Genomic DNA, 15535 nt, shown 5'->3' with positions numbered 1-15535 from the left:
CGCCGTTCCCCGTCTGCATCGGCAGGAAGGGTGCGCGGGTCGAGCCGATCGCGCCGCAGTACCCGGGAAGGGGGGACCGGCAACCGGCCGGTCAGGGCCGCCGCGTCTCCTCGTCGATCCACCGCAGGTAGTCGGGGTTGCCACCGACCAGCGGGAGGGCGATGACGCACGGCACCTCGTAGGGGTGCAGCTCGTGGGTGCGCGCCACGATCCGGGGCAGCAGGTCCCGGCGGGTGTGCAGGGCCACGCGCGCCTCGGGCTCGTCGTGCACCGCCCCCTGCCAGCGGTACACCGACCGGATCGGGGCGATGTGCTGCCCGCAGGCGGCCAGGCGCTCCTCGACCAGCGTGCGGGTGCAGCCGGCCAGCCAGTCGGCGTCCGCGGCGGTGACCACGACCTCGCAGAACTCCTCGTCCATGCCCGGATCCTGCCCGTGGCGCGCCGCCCTGCGTGGAACCGGGGGCGACGGGGGTAGGGGGACCGGCATGAGCGACGAGATGACGATCCAGCTGGACGGCGACGACTACGTGGTGACCCCCGCGGGCGAGGGCCTGCGGGTCGGGCGCCGCGTCGGGAGTGACGTGACCTGGCTCGAGTCGGTGGACGGGAGCCTGCTGGACGACCAGGCCCGCACCGCCCTCGCGAACGGCGACACGTCCGACGAATCGCTGCTGCGCGCGGTGCGGGGCGTGGTGCAGGCCGAGGTGGAACGGGGCGCCTGACCGCACGACCGGCCGGGCCGGTCAGCCGTCCCGGCCGCCTCCGCGGTGCCCGTGCTGCTCGCGCCACTCGCGTGCGCCGTCGCGGAACCGGTCGACCTCCTCGGCGAGCTCCTGCAGCCAGCGCCGGAACTCCTCCCGCGGGTCGGCCGCCGGCGGCACCGGGGGCGGCACGGGCACGGGCACCGGCACAGGGACTGGCGCCGGTGCCGGGACGGGGGCCGGGATGGGGGCCGGGATGGGGGCCGGGATGGGGGCCGGGACGGGCGCGGGTGCCGGGGCCCGGTTCGGCGCCGGTGCGGGAGCCGGTGCAGGGGCCGGTGCGGGAGCCGCCGGAGGCGGCGGTGGCGGGGCCACGCCGTGGCTCAGCTGCTGCTGCCCGCGGTCGACGGCCGCCCGCGCCTCCTCGGCCGCCGACGCCCAGGTGTCCCACCGCGCCGGCTGCAGCACCTGCTCGGTGACGGCCCGCACGGCGTCCCCGGGGATCCCACCGGCGACGGCGCGGGCGATGGCGTCCGCGGCGTGCAGGTCGCAGGCGACCCGCTCGATGACGCTCTTCCCCTCGCTGCACGCGATACGCGCGGTGACGGCGGCACCGATGTCGACGGAGAGCTCGACCAGGACCTGCTGGGCGGCCGCCTCGTCCTCGCCGAGGCGCGGGAGCAGCGACCGGAGCGCGGACACGACCGGGGCGACCGGGGCGAGCGGGCCCACGACGAGTTCGCCCGCACCGGCGCCCCGCGGCCACCGCGCGACGTCCCCGGGCGCGAGCACGAACGCGCCCGGCAGGCGGCGCAGGACGGCCGCGGTGGCATCGTCGGCGGCGTCGCGCCGCTCCGGTGCACCGACGTCGCCGCTCCGGCGCACGGTGACCGGGACGGCGAGGGAGTTGCGCAGCACGATCCCACCGGCCTCCACGCAGGCGTCGAGCACGAAGTCGGCCGGCACCGCACCGCCTGCAGGGTCCGGGGTGCACAGCCCCGGGGCGGGCGCCGCGGTCGCGACCGAGGGGGTGCCGAGCACGCCCGCGCAGACGGCGAGCGCGAGTGCGCTCCCGGCGAGCCGCCTCACGCCGGGAACCGGCAGGTCGACTGCAGCCGCGCGACGAAGTCGTCGATGCTCGCCAGCACCGCCGTCCGGACCTCCTCGGTGAGCGGTGGGTCGAGGACCGCGAGCAGCGCGGTCAGCACCCGGTCGGCCGCCGCGCGCAGCTCCGGGTCCTCGTCGACGGGCATGTCGTCGACCAGCCCTCGCAGCTCGCCCCGGGCCGCGGCGAGGTGGCGCCGCCCGTCCACCACGGCGACGCCGGAGGCGAGCTGCCCCATGGCCAGGGGGATGTCGACGAAGTGCCGGGACCCGGCGACGCCCGCGCAGAGGTCGGGCGCCCCCGCCGGGGGTTGGTAGCCGGGGAGCGCACCCGGCGCCCCGGCGGCCGGGGCCGGCGCCGCGTCCGAGTCGCAGGCGGCCAGGCAGAGGAGGACGGCGAGCAGACCCACGGACACGGATCTGCCGGCGAACACGTCGCTCAACGTAGGGGCTCGCTCCTGTCACGAGGGAGCTGGTCCACCCGACCGGGCGAACCTGGTGCGCACGACCTGACCGTCCGTGACCACGCCCCGCTCTCCGGGCGACGGGCGCCGCCCTGCCCAGCGGCACCGGAGCCGTCGGCCAGATCCCCGACCCGGCGTGCGGCCGGCCCGCCGCGGCCGCCACGGGATACGGGAATCACCGTCGCGCTGGGGCGGGGTCAGCGGCGGTGGCTCACCGCACGTAGCCGTCCCCGCCGGCGAGCATCGTGAGCACCACCATGGCGGTGAAGACCAGCACCACCGCGGCGAGCACCCCGAGGCCGAGCAGCCACGCGTGGTCCTCCGCCGCCTGCTTCTCCACGGGGCGCTCGGCCGCCGGCGGCTCCTGGGCGGCGGACGGCGGGACGACGCCGGGGTGGTGTGCGTGGACGCTCATGACCGCTCCCTGTGCAGGACCGACGGGCGCCGGCCGGCGCCCGGACGGGTCCTCTCCGGACCCGCTCCCAGGCTGCTCCCGACAGGACCCGCGCACGAGGGTCGAGAGTCCCCGTCCGCGAGGCCGGAGCGCCCCACCGCAGCCCGGCGGCCAGGCGCTCAGGTCGTCAGCCCGCCGGAGGGCAGTCCCGCAGCGCCTCGGCCGGCAACTCGGGGATCGGGCGCTGCCTGGCCTCCTCGGGCATCTCCGCCTCGCCGTTGGCCCGGATGCCCTCGATCAGCCAGTCCATCTCGTCGATCTCCCACCGCTGCGCTACGTGCCGCCGTGCGCGCGCCCGTTCCGAGCGTGCGGTCAGCGGTCGACGTAGCGGTCGCGCTCGACGACGAACTGGCCGGTGGCGGTGTTGGCGTCCACGAACTCCGGCAGCAGCGGGATGCGCACGGTGACGGTCACGCAGACGGAGAACTCCTCCCCGGGCAGCAGCGCCGGCGAGTAGCCCCCTGCGGCGTCGCAGTCCGCACCCGCGGGCGCGTAGGTCACCCGCAGGTCGGCCAGGTCCACCGACTGGTCCTCCACCGCCAGCTGCGCGGCCCGCAGCGCCCACTCGTGCCCGGTCACCGGGTCCGGGGCGGTGCCCATCGCCCGCCCGGCCTCCCGCGCCGCGGCCTGCGAGGCGAACACCCCGCGCTGCACCGCCGAGAACCCCGCGATGACGTAGACCAGCGGCACGAACACCACCAGCGCGATGAACACGAACTCCACCAGCGCCGACCCGCGCTCACCGGCGAGCATGCCCAGCCGGCGGCGCAGCCACCTCACGCGGCCTCCTTCATCGCCCGGCCGGTGACCTCCAGCGGCAGCAGGTTGCCCAGCACCGCCAGCAGCGCGGGCACCGAGCCCGAGCAGCGCACCACGACCAGCGTCGCGCCGGAGGTGTCGAGCTCCTCCCCCGAGGTGCACGCCAGCCCCCGCGCGGTCTGCTCCGACGTGGCCCGGGCGACGATCTCGACCGTGCGCCCGGCCCCCGCCGATGAGTCGACGTCGGCGTTGGCGGCGTACCGCGCACCCTCCTGGGCGCCGGCCGTGACGACGTTGCGCACGTGCACGTAGACCGCCACCTGCAGCACCGCCAGCAGCAGCGCCATGATCAGCATCGAGACCATGACGAAGTCGACGACGGCGCTGCCCCGCTCGTCGTCCCGCGCCCGGGCCTCCTGCTCAGCCGGCACCGGTGACGGAGTTCAGCGCGTTCTGCACCGCCGTGACGACGGCCTCCTGGAACACCGTCAGGATCCCCAGCACCAGGGCTGCGGTCATCACCGTCACCATCACCCAGCCGGGCACGTCGCCGCGCTCCGGGTCCTCCCCCCGGAGGCGGGCCGCCAGCGAGGTGAGCGCCGCGTCGAGGTACGCGAGTGCGCGCATCGTCGTCCTTCCTGTCGTTCGCCCGCTGCTCACTGCGACAGCGAGACGATGCTGATCAACCCCGGGAACAGGGCGAAGAGAACGGTGACCGGCAGCACCAGGAAGACGACCGGCACCATCATGGCGATCTCCTTCCGCCCGCCGGCCTCGAGCAGCCGGCGCTTGCCGGCCTCCCGGACGTCGGCGGCCTGGGCGCGCAGCACCTCGGCCAGCGGGGTGCCGCGTTCGATGGCCACGAGCAGCCCGTCGATGAAGCGGGCCAGCGGCTCCAGCGACGTCCGGTCGGCGACCTGCTGCAGTGCGTCGGTCAGCGGTACGCCCGCCCGTGCCCGGCCCAGCGCCGCGGCCAGCTCGCGGGCCAGCTCGCCACCGGAGAGCCGGGTGACCCGGGCGATCGCGGCGGTGGGGCTCTCCCCCGCGGTCACCGCGAGCGCCAGCAGCTCGGCGACCACCGGGAACTCGGCGAGCAGCAGCTCCTCGCGCCGGTTGACCTGCTGAGTGAGCCACCAGTCGCGGCCGAGCACCCCGCCGACCAGGCCCGCGACGCAGAACAACCCGGCCGAGAGCACGTCGAGGTCGCCGGCGGCCACCGAGCCGACCGTCACGACGAGCGCCGTCGCGAGCAGCCCGAGCCCACCCCAGACGACCTGCTCGATGCGGAAGTCCTCGACCGTGAGCTCTCCGCCGAGGGCGTCCAGCCGGCGGCGCACCGCGGCCCGGCCGCCGATGAGGCGGTCGACCACCCGGGCGCCGTTGCTGATCGACGGGCCGGCGATGCGGCGCACCGCGGTGAGCAGGCCGGGCTCGGTCGCGGTGCCGAGCAGCCGGGAGGGCGGCGGGGTGTCGTGCACGTAGGGCGCCAGCCGGTCGACCAGGCGCACCGACCGGAACGGCGGCGCGTAGGCCAGCACGAGGACCAGCCCGGTCGCGGCCAACAGGCCGAGCAGCATGCCCACGACGGCGGCGCTCACCGGAGCACCCCGCTCACTGCAGCACCCGCACGTCCTCGGGCAGCCGCCCGATCCGCAGCATCAGCCGGTAGGCCACCAGGCACACCGCCCCGCCGCCGAGCAGGATCACCGTGCCCATCGCCGAGTCGTAGGCGGCCAGCGTCGTCGACTGGGTGGCCAGCAGCAGGAGCACGGCCCACGGTGCGGCGACGGCCAGGCGCGCGGCCGAGACCACCCAGCCCTGCCGGGTCTCCAGCTCCGCCCGCGCCCGGGCGTCCTCGCGCAGGAAGGTCGAGAGGGTCCGCAGCACGCGGCCGAGGTCGGTGCCGCCGACCTCGCGGGCCACCCGCAGCGTCTCCACGATGCGGTCGCCGACCGGGTCGGCGAGGTCGTCCTTGAGCCGGTCCAGGCACGGCCCGAACCGGCCGCTGGAGCGGTACTCCGCGGCGAACCGGGCGAACGGCGGCCGCAGCACCTCGGGCCCGCGGGTGGAGAGCGCCGCCAGCGCCTCGGGCAGCGACAGGCCGGCGCGCACGGCCGAGGCGAGGTTGTCGACGACCTCGGGCCACACCTCCCGCAGGTCGGCGCGGCGCTTGCCGGCCAGCCGGCGCACCTGCACGTGCGGGAGCAGGAAGCCGAAGAGGCCGAACGCGAGGCTGACGGTCACCGTGCCGGTGCTGACCAGGACGACGACGGTGGCCAGCAGGCCCAGCCCGATCTGCAGGGCGAGCAACTGGGCGCCGTTGATGCCGGTGAGCCCGGCGGCAGCCAAGAGCTCCTGCCGGCGCCCGGGCCGGCGCGGTTCGGTGCGCGGCTTGGGCACGCGGGACCCGCTGCGCCAGATCAGCAGCAGGCCGACCCCGAGCAGCAGCCCCAGCAGCGCGCCGGACTGTGTCATCTCAACTGCCCGGTCATGCCAGCAGGCCGGCGAGGTCGAAACCGGCGGCGGCGAACCGCTCGGGGTGCGGCGGGTAGCCGTCGGCCCGGACCAGGCGACCGTCCCGGCTGGTGAAGACGTCGGCGGTCTCGATCACCCCGTCCTCGGCCCGGCCGGGCAGCGCCACGATCTCGCGCACCCGGCGCCGGCCGTCGGCGTCGGTGCCCGCGTGCACGACCAGGTCGACGCTCGAGGCGACGGTGGGGACGACGAACGACGTCCCGATGTTCTCGCCGGCCAGCAGCGGCAGCGTGCACATCTTCACCACGGCCTCGCGGGCGCTGTTGGCATGCAGCGTGCACATGCCGGGAAGCCCGGAGTTCAGCGCGATGAGCAGGTCCAGGCACTCCTCCTGGCGCACCTCGCCGACGACGATGCGGGAGGGCCGCATGCGCAGCGCCTCCTTCACCAGCCGGCGCAGCGGGATCTCCCCGGCGCCCTCGAGGTTGGGCTGGCGGGTCTGCATCGAGACGACGTCGGGCAGCGGCACCCGCAGCTCGAAGACCTCCTCGCAGGTGATCACCCGCTCCCGGGCCGGGACGGCGGCGCAGAGGCAGTTGAGCAGCGTCGTCTTGCCGGCCTGCGTGCCACCGGAGACCAGGATGTTGAGCCCGGAGGCGACGGCGGCCTCGAGGAAGCGGGCGGCCTGCGCGGTCAGCGTGCCCAGCGCGACTAACTCGTCCAGCGAGTGGGCCTGCAGCACGAACTTGCGGATGTTGACCGCCATGTGGCGGCGGGTGATGTCGGGGATGACCACGTGCAGCCGGGAGCCGTCGGGCATCATCGCATCGACGAACGGGGTCGACATGTCGATCCGTCGACCCGAGGTGCGCAGCATCCGCTCCACCAGGTCGGCCAGCTCACCGGGCGCCAGGATCGTCGTCGTCAGCTCGCTGCGGCCCCGCCGGGCGACGAACACCCGGCCGGGTTCGTTGACCCAGATCTCCTCGACCTCCGGGTCGTCCAGGTAGCGCTGCAGCGGCCCGAACCCGGCCACCCGGTCCAGCACGTCCCGCACCACGGCGTCGACGTCGCCGATCGGCGGCAGCGCCGAGGTCAGCGACCGCTCGGAGTAGTCGGCGACGACGTCGCGCACCAGCAGCCGCACCGGGCCCGGATCTGTGAACGGGTCCAGCCCACGCCGGCGGATCAGCTCGCGGACCTCACCGTCCACGACGTCCAGAGCAGTCGGCACGCCCATCCCCCGTCGAACCGCGAGCAGTCGAATCGCCCGGGACTGTAGGGAAACGGATCAGTCCGATGGGGTGACGTCAGGCGATCTGTGGACAGAGCAGGGCCCGATCGGGGAGATGAGCACCCGGCCGGGTGACCTACCGCGTCTTGTTGGCCAGGCGGCGCACCTGGACCTGCGGCAGCAGGAAGCCGAACAGGCCGACGGTGGTCGACCGGCAGCTCGCGGACGCTGCCCGGCCGAGCCCGGGCACCGCCCCCGACCGGTGGACCGTCCGGTGTGCCTCCACCGAGACGTAGATCCGCCCGGGCCGCCCGCCCGGGACGCCGTCCGCCCCGACGTCGGCCCCCACCTGCTCGTAGGCCCACTGGCGGGCGGCGCCCAGCGCGACGAGGTTCGCCGTCGACCCGCCGCTGGTGAAGACCCCCTGCCACGACGCCGACACCTCGCAGAGGTCGGCCAGCCAGCGCAGCGCCGCGTGCTCCAGCGCGTTGAAGGCGTGCAAGAAGTAGCGCTGTCCCCCGGCGGCGGCCGTCACGACTGCCGCAGCCACCGCCGACGTCGTCCCGCTGGTGGTGATGTAGTCGGTGAACCCCGGGTCGCCGATGCGGCAGCCGTCGGCCGCGAGGGCGGCCAGCTCCTCGACGACGCCGTCCAGGCCGCCGCCGTCCTCGGGCAGCGCACCGTCCACCCGCCGCCCGGTCCCGGGCCCGCCGCCGGGCGCCATCCTGGCCTCTCCGGGGCCCGTGGGCAGTCCCTTCACTCAACGCCTGCGGCGGACGCCCGCGCTCTGCCGAGCCCGGGCGTCGAGCAGCGACACGGCGCTGGTGGCGACGACGAGGTGCTCGTGCGACGTCGGATCGTCGACCGGCCGCCCCAGCAGCGCCTCGATGCGGGCCAGCCGCTGGTAGAGCGACTGCCGCTGCACGTGCAGCGCCTCGGCGGTCCGCGTCCTGCTGCCGCCGTACCGCAGGTGCACCGCCAGGGTGCGCACGAGGTCGCTGCCGTAGGCAGCGTCCCAGGCGGTGAGCGGCGTGAGTGCGTCCTCGACGATCCGGGTGAGCGCCCGGTCGTCGAGCCGGCCCAGAAGCCGCAGGAGGGTGAGGTCGCGGGTGACGACGGAACCCCGGCCGAGCAGGGTCGCGATGGGCAGCGCGTCGTGCGCCTCGCGCAGCGAGTGACCCGCCTCGGCCAGCGGCACCACGGGCCCCACGGTGGTGACCGCGTTGTCCTCGGGCAGCGCTGCGGCCAGCCAACCCGCCGGATCCGGCCGGTTCGCCGCGGCCGGCACGGCGACCAGCCCCAGCGCCTCGCCCCGGACCCGGTCGGCCAGCAGCTCGAGGCCGGCCGACACGGCCAGGTGCGCCCAGGACGCCAGCACCTGCCGCGGGTCGGGCGCGGACGCGGCGATCCCCAGCACTCGCGCCTCCGGTGAGGGATGGAAGCCGGCCAGCCCGGCCCGCACCAGCAGCTCGCGGGTGCCCGGGACGGCGTCGGCGAGCAGGTCGGACAGCAGCGGCGCCGCGACCGCGCCGGGTGACCCGGCGCCGGACTGGCCGACGGCGACCGCCGCCACGCTCGCCAGGCGGGCGGCGAGCAGCTGCAGCCCCGCCGGGTCGGTGCCCGGACCCGTCCCGAGCAGCACCGCCCCCCACTCGACGTCCCAGAGCCGCACCGGCGCCGAGGCCGCGGGGCGGCGCAGCAGCCGCTCGGCCGCCCGCTGCCCGCCGACACCGGCGGCGGCGACCAGCTGCCCGGACCGGGTGACCAGCGCCGCCGGCCCGCCGGTCGCGGCGGCCGCGCAGGACACGACCTCCGGCGTCCCGCCGCCCGCCGCGAGCGCGGCGTGCACCTCGCCCAGCACCCGGTCGACCATCCGCAACCTCGGCGCGTCGGCATGCAGGATCGCGCCGTTGGCCTCCTCGCAGATCCGGATGAACGGCACCACCTGCCGCAGGACGTACAGGGGCAGGCCTTGCCGCGCGGCCTCGTCGCGCACCTCCGCCGGCAGGTCGGGCAGCGACCTGCCCAGCTCCACCGCCACCCCCGCGACCCGGCGCGCGGCCAGCTCGCGCACCCAGTGCCGGCGCGCCCCGGCGTCCACGCCGGCCAGGCCGAGTCCCGTGGTCAGCAGCAGGTCGCCGCACGACAGCAGCGGACCGATCTCGTAGATCTCGCTCGAGTGCACCCACCGGACGGCGAGGTCCGGCGCACCGGGCGCGACGGCCTCCTCCAGCCGGGCGTCGCGGACCGACGGCAGGTCGAGGAACCCCTGCAGCGTCAGGCCCATGAGCGACACCTCCCGACGTTCTGTCGTGGATCTCTGCACCGATCTCTGACGGTCGCAGCATTGCCTACCGGATCGGACCTCGGCCAGCCTCTTGCTCGTCGGCGCGGCGGAGAGCGCAGGCGCCCGGGTGAGAGGACAACGGCACGTGACGGTTCCCTTGGACGACGCGACGGCCCGATCGTGGCTCGCGGTGGCGGTGGCGGAGGCTCGCGCCGGGCTGGCCGAAGGCGGCATCCCCATCGGCGCGGCCCTCATCGGCCCCGACGGCGCGGTGCTCGGCCGCGGCCGCAACCGGCGGGTGCAGGACGGCGACCCCTCCATGCACGGCGAGACGTCGGCCTTCCGGGCCGCCGGGCGGCAGCCGACCTACCGGGGCACCACCATGGTCACCACCCTGTCGCCGTGCTGGTACTGCAGCGGGCTGGTGCGCCAGTTCGGCATCTCCCGGCTGGTCATCGGCGAGGCCACGACCTTCTCGGGCGGGCACGACTGGCTGGCCGAGCACGGCGTGGAGGTCGTGGTGCTCGACGACCCGGAGTGCGCGCAGCTGATGACCGGATTCATCGCCGCGCACCCGGCGGTCTGGAAAGAGGACATCGGAGAGGACGACCTCGGCGCCGCCGAGGTCGCGATCGGGGCCCACGACCCCGTCAACTTGGAGGTCGGCAGATGAGCAGCACCCGCAGCCGGGACGACGTCGCGCAGGTGGCCGGCGAGATCGACCCCGACTACCCCATCGACCCGGTCCCCCGGCACGCCCGCAAGTCGCTGTTCTCCCTGGCGATCGTGCTGCTGGGCTTCACCTTCTTCACGCCGACGATGCTGGCCGGCGCCCAGATCGGGGCCGCCTTCGAGGTCGGCACGCTGATCTGGGTGCTGCTGCTCGGCAGCGCCGTCCTCGGCGTGTACGTCGCCGCCATCGGTGGCATCGGCGCCCGCACCGGGCTGACGACGGTGATGATGTGCCGCTACTCGCTCGGCACCACGGGCGCCAAGTTCGCCTCGCTGCTGCTCGGCGGCACCCAGGTCGGCTGGTACGGCGTCACGGTCGCGACGCTGGCCGGGCTCACCGCAAGCGCGCTGGACTGGTCGGGCCGGGGCATCGAGATAGCGCTCATGATCGCCGGTGGCGCCATCATGGGCGTCACCGCCTACTACGGCTACAAGGGCATGTACGCCCTGTCGGTCGTCTCCGTCCCGCTGCTGCTGATCCTGGCCGGCTGGGTGACCTGGCGGTCGCTGGACGAGGTCGGCGGGTGGAGCGGCCTGTCCGCGATCGTGCCGAGCGAGACGATGACGATCGCCGCTGCGGTCACCATCGTCGTCGGCACCTTCGCCTCCGGCGGCACCCAGGCACCGAACTGGACCCGGTTCGCGAAGACGCCGTCGGCCGGCTTCTGGGCCTGCCTCATCGCGTTCCTGATCGGTGAGCTGCTCATGCTGGGGTTCGGCGCGATCGGCGCGATCTCCTTCGGCGAGGGCGACTTCGTCGAAGTACTGTTCCAGCTCGGCTTGGTCGGCTGGGGCCTGGTCTTCCTCGTCGCCAACCTGTGGACCACCAACGACAACACCGCCTACAACTTCGGCGTCGCGGGCGCGGAGATCGCCAACTCCCGGTCGAAGAAGCCGTTCGTCATCGGCGGCGTCGTGCTGGGCACGCTGCTGGCCATCACCGGCATCTACGACAACCTCATCCAGTACCTGGTGTGGCTCGGCATCCTCATCCCGCCGCTGGGCGGCGTCGTCATCGGCGACTTCCTGGCCCGCTGGCGGGCCGGCATGCCGGCGGCCTCGACGCTGCCCGCGTTCGAGTGGCGCAACCTCGCCGTCTACGTGCTGGCCGCGTTCGCCGCCTGGTGGAGCAGCGAGGCCGGGTGGTTCATCCCGCCGGTGGTGGGCGTGCTGGTAGCCGTCGTGGGCGTGCTGGCCGTGCAGCGCGGACGGCGACCGGCGCAGGAGCCGGTTGCCGCCTGACCCGACCCGGGACCGGTCAGCCCGTGCGGCGCACCGTGAGCTGCGGCGGTCCGGCCAGCGACTGGGCGACCACGCAGTACCGCTCGGTGAGCTGGGCGAGTCTCGCCAGCGTCGCGTCGTCGGCGTCGGTGTCCAGCTCGGCGTCCACGGTGATCGGGCCGAGCCCGACCGGTGCCTCCCGCGAGACGCCGAGCGTGCCCCGGGCGTCCATGGCGGCGCGGGCCGTGAGGGATGCCGACCGGATGTCCACACCCATCGCCGTCGCCACGCTGCGCATGGTCACGCCGGCGCAGGCCAGCAGCGCCTGCAGCAGCATGTCGCCCGAGCAGGCGTCCGAGCCGTCGCCACCGGTGGCGGGGTGCAGGCCCGCACGGGCCGGCCCCGCCCACGTCTGCACCGTGCAGGTGATGTCCGGGTCGGCGAAGTCGGCGCGCGCCTCCATCTCCGCGCACGCCGACGGCGGGTCGTCGCGGTAGCGCTGCTTGAGCGGGGCCTGCATCTCGCGTAGTCGTGCGGCGTCCATCCGACCTCCCGGTGCGTCACCGACCTCGGCGGGCGGCACACCCATCGTCGGGGGTGAGGAGGTGCTCCGCCAGGGGGCGGCCTCAGCGCCCCCCGAGGATCACCCGGCTCGGGCCGGCTGCGCCGCCGACCGCCCACCGCAGCCCCACGAACCGGGCGACCCCCACGACCGCGGTCACCGCCCACACCACGCCCACCGCCCCCAGCGGGCCGGCCGAGGCGGTCCACGGGTCCAGCGCGGCCAGCGCCAGACTGGTGGCCGCCAGCCCCGCGAGCGCCAGCCCCCCGCCGGCCCACTGCGCCGTCGCCCAGCCGGCGCGGTCGGCGGCCCGGAAGGTCAGCCGGCGGTGCAGCTCGTTGGCGACGGCGGTCGAGACGACGACGCCCCCGAGGTTGGCCGCCTGGTCGCCCAGGCCCGCCAGGAACAGGAACAGCCCCAGGTAGACGAGGTTGGCCGAGCCACCGACGAGCACGAACCGGGCGAACTGCGCCGGCGTCCGGTCGCTCCGCAGCCACACGGCGCCGGGCGCGGAGCGGACCTCGATGCCGATGCCCACCCGGGGAAGCGGGGAGCGCTCGAGGACCGCTGCTGCCATGCCTCGAGCATTCGCGCTCCGGCCCTCCGGTCACATCGGGGAGGACCCTGGCCGGACCCTGATTCCGGTGCCCTGATCCCCGACCCGGATGCGGGAGCCGGTGTTCGGGCATGACCAACCGGCAGGCCTCGGAGGCGCGCCCCGGCCCGCGGATACCGTCCGCGCCGCGAGCCGGGACGACGTCGCCGCGCGCTGGTCCGGTCCGGTCAGTTCGGCCGGCTCCCGTCGGGCCGCACCAGCACCGTGCCGTGCTCGTCCTCGACGGTGTAGTGGATGGTCTGCGCGCGGATCTTCCCGCCCTCGACGAGGAAGGAGTCGGCGCCGTCGCGGACCCGCACCGGGCCGTCGTCCACCGTCCACTCCAGGTAGGCCAGCCGTCCCTCGACCAGCCGGGTGACGTAGTTCCAGCGACCTTCCGGCACCTCGTCCATCAGCTGCCGGGCGAGTTCCCGGACACCCTCGTGACCCCGGAAGGTCCCGCGGCCGCACAGGACGACGACGTCCTCGGCCACGTTGCGCGCGAGATCGCTCTCCAGATCGCCGGCCGCGGCCAGCCGGAGATGGTCCTCGAACACCTCGCGGGTCGACCGCCCCACCAGATCAGGCACTCGTTCCTCCCCGGACGCCGGTCAGCGCGCGGTACCCGTGCCCGGGATGTGCTACCCCCGGACGCGGGTACGGCGTGGTCACGGCCCGGATCAGCCGGTGGTGTGCTCGGCCAGGTCCCGGACGGCGTCGACGAGGGCGTCGCCGTCGAGCAGCGCCCGGTCGTTGTGACCGGCCCCCGGCACCTCCACCAGCCGGTGCAGCCGCCCGGCGGCAGCGGCGACGGCGCGGCTCTGCTCCGGCGGCACGATCGAGTCGGCCGAGCCGAGCACGACCGTGGTCGGCACGTCCAGGCGAGCGACGTGCTCGACCACCGGGAACCGGTCGTGCAGCAGCGCCCGCACCGGCAGCACGGGGTAGTGCTCGGCGGCGACCGACGCCAGGTCGGTGAACGGCGACCGCAGCACCAGGCCCGCCGGCGGGTGCTCGGTCGCGAGCTCGGCCACGACGGCGGCGCCCAGGCTCTCGCCGAAGTAGACCAGCCGGTCCCCGGGAACGCCGGCGTCCTCGAGCAGGAAGGTGCGGGCCGCGCGGACGTCGCGCGCCAGCCCCTCCTCGGTCGGGCTGCCGGGGTTGCCGGCGTAGCCGCGGTAGTCGAACAGCAGGACGCCGAGCCCGGCGTCGGACAGCGCGTCGGCCAGGGGCGCCCGCATGCCGCGGTGCCCCCCGTTGCCGTTGGCGACCAGCACCGTGGCCGCGCCCTCGTCGGAGGCAGGGATGTACCAGCCGTCGAGATCCAGCCCGTCGGAGGTGTGCAGGACGACGTCGCGGCCACCGGGGAGCAGGTCGGCGACGCTCCCCACCGGACCGTCGTCGGCCAGGTAGATCAGCGAGCGCTGGAACACCCACAGCAGGCCGACCAGGGACGCGAGCAGCAGCACCACCACCCCGGCGCCCGCCAGCACCGACCGGATCACCCGCCCGATGATGCCCGCCCTCACCGCCCCGGTACGGGTCGCCGCAGCACCGACGGCCGGCACACCACGGCCGCACCCAGCACCATCACCGCCGTCACCACCAGGGCGGCCCCCACCGACAGCAGGTCGGCCAGCGCGCCGTTCAGCGCGGCGGCCAGCGGCCGCGACCCGACGAAACCCATGAGCCAGAGCGCCATGATCCGGCCGATGTACTCCCGCGGGACCCGGTCGTACAGCAGCGTCGTGATGCCGTTCATCGCCAGCGTCAGGCCGAGACCACCGACGACGAAGGCGACGACGGCGGCCGGCACGCTCCAGCTCGCCGCGAGCCCCACCGCCGAGCCCGCGAGGAGCACCAGCCCGGTCGTGGCCAGCTGCGCGTGGTCGAGGAACCGGATGAGCGCCACCTGCGCGAAGAAGCCGAGGAACGCGCCGGCGCCGAAGGCCGAGGCCAGCACGCCGACGAGCTCCGGACCGCCGCCCAGGACGTCCGCCAGCGAAGGCCCCAGCGTCACGGCCGGGTCGGCTCCGACACCCACCGCGGTGACGCCGAGCAGCAGGACGCCCACCACCGGGTCGGTGCGCAGGTAGCGCACCCCGGCGATGACCGACAGCCGCGGGCCGGGTGCGGCGGCCGCGCCCGGCGTCCGCAGCCGGAACACCGTCACGAGGAACACGAGGTGACCGACGGCGGCGAGCGCGAAGGCGACGCCGTAGCCCGCGGTCGCGGCCACCACGCCGCCCACCGCCGGCCCGACCGCCCGGCCCACCGAGAAGGTGAGGTTGTCCAGGGCCACGGCCCGGGCCACCTCGCCCGGCCGTACCAGCGACGGCAGCAGCGCCTGCATCGCCGGCCCGCCGACGGAGAATCCGATCCCCACGATCAGCGCGGTGACCATGACCACCCACGGGGGCACGTCGGCGACGTCGGGGGTCAGCAGCACCCAGCCGGCCAGTATCGCGGCGCCGAGGGTGCACAGCGTCCGGCCGAGCAGGATCTGCCGGCGCGGGCTGCCCCGGTCGGCCATCGCCCCGCTCATCGGGGTCAGCACCAGCTGCGGCACGAACTGCGCGAAGCTCACCAGCCCGACGAGGAACGCCGACGAGGTGAGCTGCCAGACCAGCGCGGCACTCGCGATGTTCTGGATCCAGATGCCGACGTTCGCCAGCAGCTTGCCGGCCCAGTAGGGCCCGAAGACGGGATCGGTGACCAGTCGCCGCGACGGGCGGGGAGTAGCGGGTCCGGGATCCTGCTCCGCGCCGTCCACTTCCACGCAATGTAGGCAGCGCCCCCGGACGCCGGCCACCCGGGGTCGGGCGCGGTCGATCCCGCCGCCTTACGCGTCGCGGCGGTTCAGCGAGCCCCCATGACCGCCGGCAGACGCATCTGGGGGAACACAGGCGCCGGCCACCCGGGTCGGCCGAGGGCCCTCCTCCCCGGG

The 15535-nt window shown here is 75.3% G+C and carries 21 protein-coding genes; 3 read left to right on the top strand and 18 right to left on the bottom strand.

The window, feature by feature from the left end; genetic code table 11:
- Nucleotides 1-91 precede the first annotated feature (91 nt).
- Nucleotides 92-418 (bottom strand): divalent-cation tolerance protein CutA, encoded by a 327-nt coding sequence (gene cutA / locus BMW62_RS06310; RefSeq protein ID WP_091929998.1) that lies wholly within the window; start codon nt 416-418, stop codon nt 92-94.
- 67 nt (nt 419-485) lie between these two features.
- Here cutA and BMW62_RS06305 point away from each other — a divergent pair, with 67 nt between their 5' ends.
- On the top strand, nt 486-722 hold the full coding sequence (locus BMW62_RS06305) for a hypothetical protein (protein WP_091929997.1): 237 nt from the start codon (nt 486-488) through the stop codon (nt 720-722).
- 21 nt (nt 723-743) lie between these two features.
- Here BMW62_RS06305 and BMW62_RS22500 read toward each other — a convergent pair whose 3' ends face one another.
- The 12 genes from BMW62_RS22500 to BMW62_RS22495 form a co-directional block, all read right to left on the bottom strand.
- On the bottom strand, nt 744-1790 hold the full coding sequence (locus tag BMW62_RS22500) for a hypothetical protein (RefSeq protein WP_170852227.1): 1047 nt from the start codon (nt 1788-1790) through the stop codon (nt 744-746).
- Nucleotides 1787-2239, bottom strand: a complete 453-nt coding sequence (locus tag BMW62_RS06295; protein WP_091929996.1) for a hypothetical protein — start codon at nt 2237-2239, stop codon at nt 1787-1789. Before BMW62_RS06295 ends, BMW62_RS22500 begins: the two co-directional genes overlap by 4 nt.
- 241 nt (nt 2240-2480) lie before the next feature.
- Complete coding sequence (locus BMW62_RS06290) at nt 2481-2684, bottom strand: hypothetical protein (RefSeq protein WP_091929995.1); 204 nt, start codon at nt 2682-2684, stop codon at nt 2481-2483.
- A 166-nt stretch (nt 2685-2850) separates the two neighbouring features.
- Nucleotides 2851-2973: a hypothetical protein gene (locus tag BMW62_RS23415; protein ID WP_280138619.1), complete on the bottom strand. Its 123-nt coding sequence runs from the start codon at nt 2971-2973 to the stop codon at nt 2851-2853.
- A 62-nt stretch (nt 2974-3035) separates the two neighbouring features.
- Complete coding sequence (locus BMW62_RS06280; RefSeq protein WP_091929994.1) at nt 3036-3503, bottom strand: hypothetical protein; 468 nt, start codon at nt 3501-3503, stop codon at nt 3036-3038.
- The gene (locus BMW62_RS06275; RefSeq protein ID WP_244523872.1) at nt 3500-3913 is read right to left on the bottom strand and encodes a TadE family protein; all 414 of its coding nucleotides are present in this window, start codon (nt 3911-3913) and stop codon (nt 3500-3502) included. The genes BMW62_RS06280 and BMW62_RS06275 overlap by 4 nt, the downstream gene beginning before the upstream one ends.
- Nucleotides 3903-4109 (bottom strand): hypothetical protein, encoded by a 207-nt coding sequence (locus BMW62_RS06270; RefSeq protein WP_091929993.1) that lies wholly within the window; start codon nt 4107-4109, stop codon nt 3903-3905. The genes BMW62_RS06275 and BMW62_RS06270 overlap by 11 nt, the downstream gene beginning before the upstream one ends.
- Nucleotides 4110-4138: 29 nt before the next feature.
- Nucleotides 4139-5080, bottom strand: a complete 942-nt coding sequence (locus BMW62_RS06265) for a type II secretion system F family protein (protein ID WP_091929992.1) — start codon at nt 5078-5080, stop codon at nt 4139-4141.
- Nucleotides 5081-5093: 13 nt separating this feature from the next.
- Complete coding sequence (locus tag BMW62_RS06260; protein WP_091929991.1) at nt 5094-5957, bottom strand: type II secretion system F family protein; 864 nt, start codon at nt 5955-5957, stop codon at nt 5094-5096.
- 13 nt (nt 5958-5970) lie between these two features.
- Complete coding sequence (locus BMW62_RS06255; RefSeq protein ID WP_244523871.1) at nt 5971-7191, bottom strand: CpaF family protein; 1221 nt, start codon at nt 7189-7191, stop codon at nt 5971-5973.
- Nucleotides 7192-7327: 136 nt separating this feature from the next.
- Entirely contained in the window at nt 7328-7915 is a 588-nt protein-coding gene (locus BMW62_RS06250) for a pyridoxal-dependent decarboxylase (RefSeq protein ID WP_091929989.1), read from the bottom strand.
- Between the two features lie 36 nt (nt 7916-7951).
- A complete protein-coding gene (locus BMW62_RS22495) occupies nt 7952-9478 on the bottom strand; it encodes a helix-turn-helix domain-containing protein (RefSeq protein ID WP_091929988.1) in 1527 nt (508 codons plus the stop codon).
- 145 nt (nt 9479-9623) lie between these two features.
- Between BMW62_RS22495 and BMW62_RS06240 the strand changes: the two genes are divergently transcribed.
- A complete protein-coding gene (locus tag BMW62_RS06240; RefSeq protein ID WP_091929987.1) occupies nt 9624-10151 on the top strand; it encodes a nucleoside deaminase in 528 nt (175 codons plus the stop codon).
- Nucleotides 10148-11452, top strand: coding sequence for a cytosine permease (codB, locus tag BMW62_RS06235; protein WP_091929986.1), 1305 nt, complete (start codon nt 10148-10150; stop codon nt 11450-11452). Before BMW62_RS06240 ends, codB begins: the two co-directional genes overlap by 4 nt.
- A 16-nt stretch (nt 11453-11468) precedes the next feature.
- Here codB and BMW62_RS06230 read toward each other — a convergent pair whose 3' ends face one another.
- From BMW62_RS06230 to BMW62_RS06210, 5 genes are all read right to left on the bottom strand, one after another.
- Nucleotides 11469-11975 (bottom strand): OsmC family protein, encoded by a 507-nt coding sequence (locus BMW62_RS06230; RefSeq protein WP_091930094.1) that lies wholly within the window; start codon nt 11973-11975, stop codon nt 11469-11471.
- Nucleotides 11976-12057: 82 nt separating this feature from the next.
- The gene (locus tag BMW62_RS06225) at nt 12058-12570 is read right to left on the bottom strand and encodes a GtrA family protein (RefSeq protein WP_091929985.1); all 513 of its coding nucleotides are present in this window, start codon (nt 12568-12570) and stop codon (nt 12058-12060) included.
- A 206-nt stretch (nt 12571-12776) separates the two neighbouring features.
- Nucleotides 12777-13178, bottom strand: a complete 402-nt coding sequence (locus BMW62_RS06220; RefSeq protein ID WP_091929984.1) for a nuclear transport factor 2 family protein — start codon at nt 13176-13178, stop codon at nt 12777-12779.
- A gap of 90 nt (nt 13179-13268) precedes the next feature.
- Nucleotides 13269-14093, bottom strand: a complete 825-nt coding sequence (locus BMW62_RS06215; protein ID WP_091930093.1) for an alpha/beta hydrolase — start codon at nt 14091-14093, stop codon at nt 13269-13271.
- 20 nt (nt 14094-14113) lie between these two features.
- Nucleotides 14114-15361, bottom strand: coding sequence for an MFS transporter (locus BMW62_RS06210; RefSeq protein ID WP_170852235.1), 1248 nt, complete (start codon nt 15359-15361; stop codon nt 14114-14116).
- Nucleotides 15362-15535: the final 174 nt, after the last annotated feature.

The organism is Blastococcus sp. DSM 46786 (assembly GCF_900109665.1).
GTDB lineage: Bacteria > Actinomycetota > Actinomycetes > Mycobacteriales > Geodermatophilaceae > Blastococcus > Blastococcus carthaginiensis.
Note: the sequence above shows the minus strand (reverse complement) of the source record. Positions and strands in the feature narration are given on the sequence as shown.

What these genes read in the sequence shown, in the direction of transcription:
- cutA (WP_091929998.1), bottom strand. Translation starts at nt 418, where the DNA reads ATGGACGAGGAGTTCTGCGAGGTCGTGGTCACCGCCGCGGACGCCGAC.
- BMW62_RS06305 (WP_091929997.1), top strand. Translation starts at nt 486, where the DNA reads ATGAGCGACGAGATGACGATCCAGCTGGACGGCGACGACTACGTGGTG.
- BMW62_RS06290 (WP_091929995.1), bottom strand. Translation starts at nt 2,684, where the DNA reads ATGAGCGTCCACGCACACCACCCCGGCGTCGTCCCGCCGTCCGCCGCC.
- BMW62_RS23415 (WP_280138619.1), bottom strand. Translation starts at nt 2,973, where the DNA reads ATGGACTGGCTGATCGAGGGCATCCGGGCCAACGGCGAGGCGGAGATG.
- BMW62_RS06270 (WP_091929993.1), bottom strand. Translation starts at nt 4,109, where the DNA reads ATGCGCGCACTCGCGTACCTCGACGCGGCGCTCACCTCGCTGGCGGCC.
- BMW62_RS06260 (WP_091929991.1), bottom strand. Translation starts at nt 5,957, where the DNA reads ATGACACAGTCCGGCGCGCTGCTGGGGCTGCTGCTCGGGGTCGGCCTG.
- BMW62_RS06250 (WP_091929989.1), bottom strand. Translation starts at nt 7,915, where the DNA reads ATGGCGCCCGGCGGCGGGCCCGGGACCGGGCGGCGGGTGGACGGTGCG.
- BMW62_RS22495 (WP_091929988.1), bottom strand. Translation starts at nt 9,478, where the DNA reads ATGGGCCTGACGCTGCAGGGGTTCCTCGACCTGCCGTCGGTCCGCGAC.
- codB (WP_091929986.1), top strand. Translation starts at nt 10,148, where the DNA reads ATGAGCAGCACCCGCAGCCGGGACGACGTCGCGCAGGTGGCCGGCGAG.
- BMW62_RS06230 (WP_091930094.1), bottom strand. Translation starts at nt 11,975, where the DNA reads ATGGACGCCGCACGACTACGCGAGATGCAGGCCCCGCTCAAGCAGCGC.
- BMW62_RS06225 (WP_091929985.1), bottom strand. Translation starts at nt 12,570, where the DNA reads ATGGCAGCAGCGGTCCTCGAGCGCTCCCCGCTTCCCCGGGTGGGCATC.